Annotated in this window: 11 protein-coding genes and 1 riboswitch; of the genes, 4 read left to right on the plus strand and 7 right to left on the minus strand. The window is 71.6% G+C overall.

Going from position 1 to position 11,175, the window contains the following annotated elements; genetic code table 11:
* Positions 1-155 precede the first annotated feature (155 nt).
* Positions 156-1,010, plus strand: a complete 855-nt coding sequence (gene thiD, locus Q392_RS26845) for a bifunctional hydroxymethylpyrimidine kinase/phosphomethylpyrimidine kinase (protein WP_157008419.1) — start codon at positions 156-158, stop codon at positions 1,008-1,010.
* On the opposite strand, the gene Q392_RS26850 is transcribed toward thiD, so the two are convergent.
* A complete protein-coding gene (locus Q392_RS26850; protein ID WP_038215948.1) occupies positions 952-2,283 on the minus strand; it encodes a purine-cytosine permease family protein in 1,332 nt (443 codons plus the stop codon). The genes thiD and Q392_RS26850 overlap by 59 nt on opposite strands.
* Before the next feature lie 80 nt (positions 2,284-2,363).
* A riboswitch (TPP riboswitch) is annotated at positions 2,364-2,467 on the minus strand.
* 4 nt (positions 2,468-2,471) lie between these two features.
* Positions 2,472-3,416 (minus strand): LysR family transcriptional regulator, encoded by a 945-nt coding sequence (locus Q392_RS31550; RefSeq protein ID WP_051954003.1) that lies wholly within the window; start codon positions 3,414-3,416, stop codon positions 2,472-2,474.
* Between the two features lie 103 nt (positions 3,417-3,519).
* On the opposite strand from Q392_RS31550, the gene Q392_RS26860 reads away from it, so the two are divergent.
* From Q392_RS26860 to Q392_RS26870, 3 genes are read left to right on the plus strand one after another with little or no spacing between them, the layout of a single operon-like run.
* Positions 3,520-4,821 carry a sulfatase family protein gene (locus Q392_RS26860; protein WP_038215950.1) on the plus strand — a complete coding sequence of 434 codons (1,302 nt, stop codon included), beginning with the start codon at positions 3,520-3,522 and terminating at the stop codon, positions 4,819-4,821.
* 36 nt (positions 4,822-4,857) lie between these two features.
* Positions 4,858-5,820, plus strand: a complete 963-nt coding sequence (locus Q392_RS26865; RefSeq protein ID WP_038215952.1) for a tripartite tricarboxylate transporter substrate-binding protein — start codon at positions 4,858-4,860, stop codon at positions 5,818-5,820.
* Between the two features lie 50 nt (positions 5,821-5,870).
* Positions 5,871-6,314 carry a VOC family protein gene (locus Q392_RS26870; protein ID WP_038215954.1) on the plus strand — a complete coding sequence of 148 codons (444 nt, stop codon included), beginning with the start codon at positions 5,871-5,873 and terminating at the stop codon, positions 6,312-6,314.
* Here Q392_RS26870 and Q392_RS26875 read toward each other — a convergent pair.
* The 5 genes from Q392_RS26875 to Q392_RS26895 form a co-directional block, all read right to left on the minus strand.
* Positions 6,311-7,354, minus strand: a complete 1,044-nt coding sequence (locus Q392_RS26875; protein WP_038215957.1) for an NAD(P)/FAD-dependent oxidoreductase — start codon at positions 7,352-7,354, stop codon at positions 6,311-6,313. The genes Q392_RS26870 and Q392_RS26875 overlap by 4 nt on opposite strands.
* Positions 7,355-7,361: 7 nt before the next feature.
* The gene (gene fdxA, locus Q392_RS26880; protein ID WP_038215959.1) at positions 7,362-7,691 is read right to left on the minus strand and encodes a ferredoxin FdxA; all 330 of its coding nucleotides are present in this window, start codon (positions 7,689-7,691) and stop codon (positions 7,362-7,364) included.
* A gap of 42 nt (positions 7,692-7,733) precedes the next feature.
* Complete coding sequence (locus Q392_RS26885) at positions 7,734-9,128, minus strand: sulfate adenylyltransferase subunit 1 (protein ID WP_038215964.1); 1,395 nt, start codon at positions 9,126-9,128, stop codon at positions 7,734-7,736.
* Between the two features lie 166 nt (positions 9,129-9,294).
* The gene (cysD, locus tag Q392_RS26890; RefSeq protein WP_038215970.1) at positions 9,295-10,257 is read right to left on the minus strand and encodes a sulfate adenylyltransferase subunit CysD; all 963 of its coding nucleotides are present in this window, start codon (positions 10,255-10,257) and stop codon (positions 9,295-9,297) included.
* Positions 10,258-10,304: 47 nt separating this feature from the next.
* Positions 10,305-10,925: a phosphoadenosine phosphosulfate reductase domain-containing protein gene (locus Q392_RS26895; protein ID WP_038215983.1), complete on the minus strand. Its 621-nt coding sequence runs from the start codon at positions 10,923-10,925 to the stop codon at positions 10,305-10,307.
* Between the last annotated feature and the right edge of the window lie 250 nt (positions 10,926-11,175).

Here is an 11,175-nt window from a genome sequence, read left to right on the forward strand (position 1 = left end):
AAGGCCGCGGAGCAGGCCATGCGGGAACATCCGCGGAACTGGCTTGGCCAGGCCGCAGGATGTGCCCCCTTGAGGGGCTGGCGAAGCGGAACGAAGTCCGCGGAGACTGGGGGTGGGCTGCTTCTCCTCTGCGACACTCCGCCGCCATGACGAACATGCCACTCCCCGAAGGCACGCTGCGCTACCCCCGCGTGCTGAGCATCGCCGGCTCCGACAGCGGCGGCGGCGCCGGCATCCAGGCCGACCTGAAGACCTTCGCGGCGCTGGGCTGCTACGGCATGACGGCCATCACCGCGCTCACCGCGCAGAACACGCGCGGCGTGACGGGCATCCATGCGGTGCCGCCGGACTTCCTGAAGGCGCAGTTGCAGGCCGTCATCGAAGACATCGGGGTCGATGCCGTCAAGCTGGGCATGCTGCACGCGCCCGAGGTGGTGGAGGTGGTGGCCTGGGCGATCCGGCACTACGGGCTGCGCCAGGTCGTGCTCGACCCGGTGATGGTCGCCACCAGCGGCGACCGGCTGATCGCCGAGGAGACGGTGCAGGTGATGGTGCGCGAACTCTTCCCGCGCGCCGCCGTCATCACGCCCAACCTGGACGAGGCCGCGCTGCTGGTGGGCCATCCCATCGCGGGCCCGGAGGCGCTGGACGCCGCCGCGGACGAACTGCTCGCGCTGGGCGCGCCGGCGGTGCTGCTCAAGGGCGGCCACCTGCCGGGCGACGACGTGGTGGACCTGCTGGCCGCCTCCGACGGCACGCGGCAGCGCTTCAGCGCGCCGCGCATCGCCAGCCGCAACCTGCACGGCACCGGCTGCACGCTGTCCTCGGCCATCGCCTGCGGGCTGGCGCTGGGGCTGGCGCTGCCCGACGCCGTGGCGCAGGCGCGCGAGTACGTGCGCGGCGCGATGCAGGCCGGCGCCGAAGTGCGCACCGGCGGCGGCCACGGCCCGCTCAACCATGGCTTTGCGCCCCGGCCAGCGGTGCGGCTCCCGCTGCCGCCGGGCGCGTGAGGCGTGCGAGCACGAAGCACACGAACAGCGTCGGCAGCGCCGAGCCCCACTGCGGCGCCCACTTGGCGCAGGCGTGGTACAGCGCGATGCCGCCGACCCAGACCAGCGCGGCCGACCAGTCCACGCGCCGCGCGCCGGCCTGCACCGCGGCGCCCCCGCCCAGCCGCCCCAGGATCACGCCGTACAGCGGCACGAACACCGAGCTGAGCATCAGCAGGAAGGGCTCCAGCTGGTGCATGGGCAGCACCAGCGCCAGCGCGATGCACAGCGCCGCCATTGCCAGGCCCCACCGGCGCACGCTCCAGCGCGGCGCCAGGCTGTGGACCGAGACCGAGCCCGAGTAGACGTCACCGTACGCGTTGTCCAGCTCGTCGATGAGGATCAGGCCCAGCGCGATCAGGCCGCCCTGCGCCAGCAGCAGCGCCGTGACCAGCGAGGTGCCCGGCTCGGCCACGCTGGCGACCATCACGCCCAGCGCATAGCACCAGACGTTGGCCAGCGCGTAGCCGACCCAGGTGCCGCCGAAGGCGCCGCCCAGGCGGCCCGGCGCGGCGCGCCGACCGTGGCGCGCATAGTCAGCCACCAGCGGCAGCCACGATACGGGCATCGCGATCACCAGATCCATGGCGCTGAACAGGCCCATGCTGCCGTCGCCCGGCCGCTGCCAGAAGGCGTCGAAGCCCTTGGCCGAGAGTTGCGCGCCGAACTGCCAGGTCAGCCACAGCAGCGAGATCACCACCAGCGGCAGCCCGAAGCGGGCGACGAAGCGGCGCACCAGCGTCACCATCGATCCCGACAGCAGCGCCAGCAGCACCGCGCCCCACAGCAGCGTGCCGGCCAGCACGCCGCCGCTGCCGGCCAGGTCGAGCCCCAGCGCCTGCTTGGCGATGGCCTGCGTGCCCTCGCGCATCACCACCAGCTCGAAAGTGGTCCAGCCCACCAGTTGCACGATGTTCAGCACCACCGGCAGCCGCGCGAAGGCGCTGCCGTAGGTGGCATGCATCAGGCCGGCGCTGGCCAGGCCGGTCTCGCAGCCCAGCCGCGCCGTCCAGGCCAGCAGGCCCGCGCCCACCGCGGAGCCGACGAGGATCGCGATGACCGCATCGTGCGTGCCCACCGCCGGCACCAGGTAGGCGCCGATCTGCATCACGAGCAGGCCCACGCCGAGGCTGAACCACAGCGAGAGGTGGTCGTGCCAGCGGAACACGCGCCGCTCGGCGGGCAGCGGCGTCAGCGCCTCGTTGGCGGAGGAAGAGGATCGGGCTTGCGCCATGCATTTGCTCCAGTGCAAAGTGATGGCAGGTGGGCTGAGGTCCGGGGGCGGGACTGAAGGCGTCCTGAAGAGGAGGACGGCTGCCGCCGGACCGGCTTCCCTGCGCGAGGATGACCTCAATCAGGTTCAAAGGGTTTGATCTCAGCCGGGCCGCAGTCGCAGCCCAGCACCCCTAGCGAACCGGCATTCTAGGCGCGCGGGGCCTTGCCTGCCGGCCGCCGCCGATGGCCCTTGGGCTGCTGCAGCAGTTCGCGGGCGATGCGCGCCAGGCCCTGCACGGCCGGCTGCTCGATCACGCTGCTGCGCGTCCAGGCCAGCACGTCGCGCGGCGCGGGTTCGCTGGGCAGGGCGATCTGGCGCAGTTCGCCCGCCGTGTCGATCAGCGCCAACGGAAGGCGCGGCAGCACGGCCAGGTGGCGGCCCTGGCGCAGCACCTGCAGCAGGATGGCGGCGTCGGCGACGGTGGCCAGCTGCGTCTGCGGCCGACGGATGCCGTTGCGGTGCAGGTAGTCGAGTTCGTCGTTCTGGAAGGGCGAGGTCACGCCCACGTTGATCCACTCGCAGGCATTGAGCGCCTGGGTGCCCGGCCGCGGCCGGCCGGCCAGCGGGTGCTGCGCGCCGCAGAACACGCCGATCGAGTCCTGCACCAGCAGCGCGCGCGAGATGCCGGCGGGCAGCTGGCGCGAGAGGGCCGGCGTGATCACCACGTCGTGCTGGTCGTCGATCAGCTCGTCCACCAGCATCGTCGGGCGGCCGGTGGTGATCGTCAGCGCCACGTGGGGGAAGGCATCGAGGAAGGCCGGCGCGAGCCGCGGCATCAGCGCCAGCCCCAGCAGCGGACCCACGCCCACGCGCAGCCGGTTGAACAGGCCAAGCCGGTGCTGCGCGATCGACTCGAGGGCCTGCTGCATGCGTGCGGCGATGGCCCGGCCCTCGCGCGCCAGCGCCTCGCCCAGGGGCGTACTGCGCACGCCGAAGCGGCTGCGCGTGAACAGCGGCGCGCCGGCCTGCATCTCCAGCGTGGCCATGTTGCGCGTGAGGGTGGGCTGGGTCACCGCCAGGCTCTTGGCGGCCTCGGTGATCGAGCCCTTCTCCAGCACCATGGCCAGGTGCGTCAGGTGCTTCGGGTCCATACGAAAGTGATTGATTGGCCGATCAACTTTCGATTTTACTTTTGCAACCCTCTCCCTATCCTTGCGTGACGCACAAGGAGACATCAAGCAGGAGACGGATGGCGTGACCAACTTCATCTTCATCGTGGCCGACGACCTGGGCTACGCCGACCTGGGCTGCTACGGCGGCCGCGCCGCCACCTCGCCGGTGCTGGACGGCCTGGCTGCCAACGGCCTGCGCTACGTGAACGGCTACTCGAACTCGCCCGTGTGCTCGCCCACGCGCTTCGCGCTGATGACCGGGCGCTACCAGTACTGGGTGCGCGGCGCGAGCGAGGAGCCGCTGCTCGGCACCTCGCGCGGCAACCTGGAGCTGGGGCTGCATCCCGGTCTGCCCACGCTGCCCTCGATGCTGCGCGACGTCGGCTACCACACGGCGCTGATCGGCAAGTGGCACCTGGGCTTCCGTCCGCACTTCGGACCGGACCGCTCGGGCTACATGCACCACTTCGGCCCCATGTCGGGTGGCGTCAGCTACTGGGGCCACAACGCGCGCGGCCCGGCGTCCGACCTCGAACTCGACGGCCAGCCCCACGACGAGCCCGGCTACCTGACCGACCTGCTCTCGCAGCGCGCCGCGCGCTACGTGCGCGAGCGCGCGGCCGACGGCCGGCGCTTCCTGCTGAGCCTGCACTACACCGCGCCGCACTGGCCCTGGGAGACGCGCGCGCAGGGCGGCATCGACCCGGAGGTGATGCAGGACATCGCGCACCTGGACGGCGGCAGCGTCGAGACCTACCGGACCATGATCCGCGAGATGGACGAGGGCGTCGGCTGGGTGGTGGATGCCCTGCGCGAGACCGGGCTGCTGGAAGACACGCTGATCGTGTTCACCAGCGACAACGGCGGCGAGCGCTTCTCGGACAACTGGCCGCTGGTGGGCGGCAAGATGGACCTGACCGAAGGCGGCATCCGCGTGCCCTACATCGTCCACTGGCCGCGCGGCATCGCCCGGCCGGGCACGGTCTGCGAGCAGCACTGCATGACGATGGACTGGACCGCGACGCTGCTGGACATCGCCGGCGCGCGGCCGCCGGCGGAGCATGTGCTGGACGGCGTCTCCATGCGGCCGACGCTGAACGACAGCGGCCGCACCTTCGCGCGCCCGATGTACTGGCGCATGAAGCACAAGGACCAGCGCGCCCTGCGCGACGGCGACTGGAAGTACCTCAAGGTGGAGGAGCACGAGTACCTGTTCGACATCGCGCGCGACGCGCGCGAGCGCGCCAACCGGGCTCGGCGCGAGCCGCAGCGCCTGGCGGCGATGCGTGCCGCCTGGGAACGGTGGAACGCACAGATCCCCGCCGTGCCGCCCGAGGCGCGCGCCCACCTGATCAGCACGCTGCGCGACATGCCCGCGCGCTGAAGCCCGCCGCCTGCCATACCCACAAGGAGACAAGACATGACCCGCCGCCGCCACTTCTGCCTGTCCGCGCTGTCCCTGGCCCTGCCGCATGCCGCGGCATGGGCGCAGCCCTCTTCGCAGCCGATCCGCATCCTGGTGGGCTTCGCCCCCGGCGGCTCGGTGGACCTCACGGCCCGCGCGCTCGCCGAGGCGATGCGCGCCAGCCTCGAGCGCACCGTGCTGGTGGAGAACCGGCCGGGCGCGGCCGGCCGCCTGGTGGTGGAGGCCACGCGCCAGGCCAGGCCCGACGGCGACACGCTGATGCTGGTGCCGCACGGCCCGATGACCCTGTTCCCGTGGATCCACCGGCAACTGCGCTACGACCCGGTGAAGGACTTCGCGCCGGTCGGCCGCGTGTGCATCGTGGACTACGCCATCACCACCGGCCCGGCCACCCCGGCGAAGACGGTGGCCGAGTACGTGGCGTGGGCGCGCGATCCCGCGAACAAGGCCGCCTTCGCCTCGCCGGGGGCGGGCACCATCCCGCACTTCCTGGGGCAGGGCTTCGCGCAGAAGGCCGGGGTCGAGATCACGCACGTGGGCTACAAGGGCGCCGCGCCGTCGCTGGTCGACCTGATCGGCGGCAACATCTCGCTGGCGGTGACGCCGCTGGCCGACGCGGCCGAGCACCACCGCGCCGGCAAGGTGCGCATCCTGGCCGTCACCGGCACGCGCCGCAACCCCGCGCTGCCCGAGGTGCCCACGCTCAAGGAGAGCGGCATCGACCTGGTGCTGGACGGCTGGTACGGCCTGTACGCGCCGGCCGGCACGCCCGCCGGGCAGATCGACCGGCTGTACCAGGCGCTGCAGGGCGCGGTGAAGAAGATCGAGCCGATGCTCGCGCGCGCCACCATGCATGCCGAGCCGGCGGGGCCGCGCCAGCTGGCCGAGATCCAGGCGGCTGAGACGGCGCTGTGGGGCCCCTGGGTCAAGGCGTCGGGGTTCACGCCCGAGGAGTGAGCGGCGGCGCGTCCGAAGGGTCAGAATCGGTGCCGAAAGGAGACCGACCCATGACCCCGAGGATCACCGTGCTGACGCTGGGCGTGCGGGACCTGCACGCCTCGCTCGCCTTCTACCGCGACGGGCTGGGCTTCCCGACGCCGGGCGTCATCGGCGAGGAATACGAGCACGGCGCCGTCGTCTTCATCGAGCTGGAATCGGGCCTGCGGCTGGCGCTGTGGCCGCGCGATTCGCTGGCGCACGATGCGGGCGTGGCGCTGCCCGATGCCGGCGCGCCGGCCATCTCGCTGGGCCACAACGTCCGCAGCCGCGAGGAGGTGGATGCCGTCATGGCCCAGGCGCAGCAGGCGGGCGCGCGGTTGGTGAAGCAGGCGGCGCCGACCTTCTGGGGCGGCTACGCGGGCTACTTCGCGGACCCTGACGGCTACCTGTGGGAGATCGTGTGGAACCCTGCGCTGCTGCCGCCACAGGAGGAGGAAGAGACCCGCGGCTAGCCGCGCCGGCGGGCGCCGGCCACGCCCAGCAGCTCATGCAGCCGGGTGCTGGTGGTCGTGTACTGCAGCGGCGGCGGCTTGCCGCCGGTGACGATGTCGGCCACGCCCCAGGCGGCCAGCGTGGCCTCGTGGAAGCCGCAGACGATGAGCTTGCGCTTGCCCGGGTAGGTGTTGATGTCGCCCACCGCGAACAGGCCCGCCTCGCGCGTCTGGAAGCGTTCGGTGTCCACCGGGATCTGCTTGCGCTGCAGCTCCAGCCCCCAGTCGGCGATGGGGCCCATGCGCGGCGAGATGCCCTGGCACACGACCAGCGCGTCCAGCGCCAACGACTGCTCGCCGCCTTCCGGCGTGTCGATGCGCAGGATCCCACCATTGAAGGCCGCCGGCTGGCCCACGGCCGGGCGGATGGCGCCGGCGGCGACGCGGTCCTGCAGTGCCGCCTGCAGCGTCTCCTCGGCGCGGAACACGTCGCGCCGGTGCAGCAGCGTCACGCTGCGCGCCAGGCCGGCGAGGGCCAGCGCCGTTTCCAGCGCCGCGTCCTCGCCGCCGTTCACCACCACGTCCTGGCCGGCGAAGCGGGCCAGGTCGGCCGGGTGGTAGAACAGGCGCGTGCCCTCGAAGCGTTCCGCGCCTTCCAGCGCCAGCTTCTTCGGCACGAAGGCGCCCACGCCGGCCGCGACGACCACCGTGCGCGCGATGAACGCGGTACCGGCCGAGGTGCCGGCGCGCCAGCGGCCGTCGGCCTCGCGCGCCAGCGTGGCGACCTGCTCGCCCAGGTGCATCGGCACCCCGAAGGGCGCGAGCTGATCGAGCAAGGCGTCCGCCAGGCCGCGGCCGGTGGTGGCCGGCGTGCCGGGGATGTCGTAGATGGGCTTGTGGCCGTACAGCTCGACGCACTGGCCGCCTGCATGGGGCAGGGCGTCGACGATGCGGCAGGGGATTTCGAGCAGGCCGAGCTGGAAGGCCTGGAACAGCCCGACCGGCCCCGCGCCGATGATCAGCGCGTCGGTCTCGATCGGGGCAGCCGGCTGCTCGGACAAGGGCGGCTTACTTGACGAGTTCCGCGAGCTTGCCCGGCTTGTCCTTCCACTCGTCCGCGTCGGGCAGTGCGGCCTTGCGCTTGGTGATGCTCTTCCAGCCGTCGGCCTGGGCCAGTTCGGCGTTGAGCTGCACGAAGGCGATCTGGTCGGCCGGCAGGTCTTCCTCGGCGTAGATGGCGTTGGCCGGGCACTCGGGGATGCAGACCGCGCAGTCGATGCACTCGTCGGGGTCGATCACCAGCATGTTCGGCCCCTCGCGGAAACAGTCCACCGGGCACACGTCGACGCAGTCGGTGTATTTGCAGCGGATGCAGTTCTCGGAGACGACGTGGGTCATGGCGCTGTGGCTGGTGAAGGCGGTCGGGGGAAACCCGGTATTTTATGCAGAGGCGTTGCCCACGCCCTGCGCGCGGACAAGAACGGCGGCGCAGGTGCGGTGCGAGGCGGTGTCCACCAGCACCAGCGAGCCCAGCGCGCGCGACTCGGCGAAGGGGCGCACGGCCAGCGGCTGCTGCAGCGCGAGCACCACCTCGCCGATGGCGTTGGGCGGCAGTTCGGCGGCGTCCTCGGCCTCCAGGGTGGTGATGTTCAGCCGGTGCGCGATGCGCGCGACCCGGGCCTTGACCCAGCGGTGGCCCTGCAGCGCCCAGTACGCGCGGCCGGCCACCAGCGGCTCGTCGTCCAGCCAGGCGACGGTGGCGCGGATCTCGCGCTGCGGCTCGAAGGCGTCGGGCGCCAGCAGCCAGTCGCCGCGCGAGACGTCCACCTCGCGGTCGAGCACGATGCCGGCGCTGTGGCCGGCGTGCACGGCCTGGTCCTGCCGCGTGTGCGTAAGCACGCGCGCCACGGTGGCGTGCTGGTTGCTCGGCAGGATGGCGATGCGCTGGCCGGGCTCCACGTGGCCGCTGGCCACGCGGCCCCAGAAGATGCGCCGGCCCTGCGTGGTGTCGTTCGAGCCCGAGAACTTCTCGACCCACTGCACCGGGAAGGCGAAGGGCACGGATTCGTCCTGCGCCGTGACCGGCAGGCCCTCCAGCAGTTCGAGCAGGCTGGGGCCCTCGTAGCCGGCCCAGCCCGCGCTGCCGTCCTGGTGGCGGCCGGCGACGTTCCAGCCCTTGAGCGCCGAGATGGGCACGATGGCCGCGATCCGCACGCCGGCGGCGGCGGCGAACTCGTCCAGCGCGCCGGAGATGCGCTCGAAGGCGAGCTGGGCGTCGTCGATGGCGTCCAGCTTGTTCACCGCCACCACGATGGACTGCACGCGCAGCAGGTGTGCCAGCAGCATGTGGCGGCGCGTCTGCGCCAGCAGCTCGCTCTTCACGACCTCGCCGTCGCCGACCTCGGCCGCCCAGGGCAGCTTGGTCGCGTCGACCAGCACCACGGCGGCATCGGCACTGGAGGCGGCCGTGACCATGTTGCGCGTGTACTGCTCGTGGCCGGGCGCGTCGCCGATGATGAACTTGCGCTTCGCGGTGGAGAAGTAGCGGTACGCCACGTCGATGGTGATGCCCTGCTCGCGCTCGGCCGAGAGGCCGTCGGTCAGCAGGGCGAGGTCGGTCTCGCCGCTGCGCTGCACGCCGGCCAGCTGGTCCTGCAGCACCGACTTGCTGTCCACCAGCAGGCGGCCGATCAGCGTGCTCTTGCCGTCGTCCACGCTGCCGCAGGTGATGAAGCGCAGGGCGGTGCCGGTGTCCCCGGTTTCAGTGCCAAAGGTGCCTGCAGCGCCCGTCCCGTGGGTGCTGGAGGCTATCGATTCAGTAGCAATGGCGTTCATGTTCAACTTTCAGGCCGGCCGGAGCCGGCATCTCCAAGGTTTCCCGTCCGAAGGCCGCGGAGCAGGCCATGCCAGGGCACCCGCGGAACTGGCTTTGCCAGGCCGCCGGGTGCGCGCCCTCGAGGGGGGATTCGAGCGACACGAAGTGCGCGAGTAACGGGGGTGGTCAGAAATACCCGTCCTTCTTGCGCTTCTCCATCGAAGCGTCGGAGGTCTTGTCGTCCATGCGGGTGGCGCCGCGCTCGCTGACCTCGACGGCCAGCGTCTCGGCCACCACGTCGGCCGCGTCCGCGGCCAGGCTGGCCACCGGGCAGGTGCAGGTGATGTCGCCGACGGTGCGGAAGCGCACGTCGCGCACCTGCACGGTTTCGCCGTCCCTGGGCGGCGTCAGCTCGGTCACCGGCACCAGCAGGCCGCGGCGCTCGACCACCTCGCGCTTGTGGGTGTAGTAGATCGAGGGCAGGGCGATGCGCTCGCGCTCGATGTACTGCCACACGTCCAGCTCGGTCCAGTTGCTGATCGGGAACACGCGGAAGTGCTCGCCCGGCGCCAGGCGCGTGTTGAACAGCGTCCACAGCTCGGGGCGCTGGTCCTTGGGCTGCCATTGGCCGAAGGCGTCGCGGTGGGAAAAGATGCGCTCCTTGGCGCGGGCCTTTTCCTCGTCGCGGCGGGCGCCGCCGATCAGCGCGTCGAAGCGGAACTCCTCGATCGCTTCCAGCAGCGTGACCGACTGGTGCGCATTGCGCGACTCGCCGGGGTGCGCCAGGCGCACGGTGCCGCGCCGCATGGAGTCCTCGACGCTGCGCACGATGAGGTGGGCGCCCAGTTCCTGCGCACGCCGGTCGCGGAAGTCGGTCACCTCCGGGAAGTTGTGCCCGGTGTCGATCATCAGCAGGGGGTAGGGCAGCCGGCCGGCGCCGAAGGCCTTCTCCGCGCACTTGAGCATCACCAGCGAGTCCTTGCCGCCGGAGAACAGCAGCGCGGGGCGCTCGAAGGCGGCCGCCACCTCGCGCAGGATGAAGATGGTCTCTTCCTCCAGGGCGTCGAGGTGGGCGTCGGACAGGCGCAGGGCGGCCGCCGCGAGGCGGCTTTCGGGCAGCAGCAGATCGGGTTCGGTGCGGGCGTTCATGGGGTCGGGCGCGGGGGCTGGGAAGCGATCGAAGGGGCGGGCGGCGGTCAGTGCGCCAGGTGCAGGCCGCATTCGCGGTTGTCCTCGCCCTTGGTGGGGTCCACGTAGTCGAAGTTGTTGGGCAGGCCGTGTTCCTGGCAATAGGCGTACAGGTCCTTGGAGGTCCAGTGCAGCAGCGGCGCGACCTTGACCAGGCCGTCGGGATTGATGCTCACCGGGTCCATCTGCGCGCGCACGGCGGTGTCGGTGGCGCGCAGCGCGGTGAACCAGACCTGCGGCGCCGTCTCGCGCAGGGCGCGCGCGAAGGGTTCGAGCTTGACTTCCTCGGTGAAGGCGGCGTGGCGCGGATCGTCGAGCGCGGGCGTCGGCCCGTCCACCGCCTCGCGGTGCGCGCGCGAGCGGCGCGGCAGGTAGATGTGCAGGTTGAGCTTGAGCAGCTTCGTCACTTCGTCGGCGAAGCGGTAGGTGGCCTCGGTGTTGTAGCCGTTGTCCATCCAGACCACCGGCACGTCGGGCCGGGCGCGCGTGACCATGTGCAGGATCACGGCCTCGAAGGGCCGGAAGTTGGTGGTGACGATGGCGGTGCGGCCCAGGCCGAAGGCCCAGTCCACGAGGCCTTGTGCATTGCGGCCGAGTTCGGCGTTGACGTGTGCGAGATCGATGTTCATGGCGAAGGACGGGACTGTAGAAGCGGCCCTTATGAATCCCAACGATTTTTTGGTTCGCGCTTTATTCGGATAAGCAAATGCGCCAGTGTTCATGCGGGTTGGCGAGGGGTTGGGAGTGTTTGTCGGATAAGGGCGTTTTTTGGGAGGCGAGGCGGTGGGGGCGCGCGCCGTGGCCGGGGGCCTGGGGCGCGGGCTCATGGTGGGGCGGTCGGCGCGTTGCGCCGACTTCGCTGCGGTGCTCGGCCAGGGG

This window comes from Xenophilus azovorans DSM 13620, assembly GCF_000745855.1.
Taxonomy (GTDB): Bacteria; Pseudomonadota; Gammaproteobacteria; order Burkholderiales; family Burkholderiaceae_C; genus Xenophilus; species Xenophilus azovorans.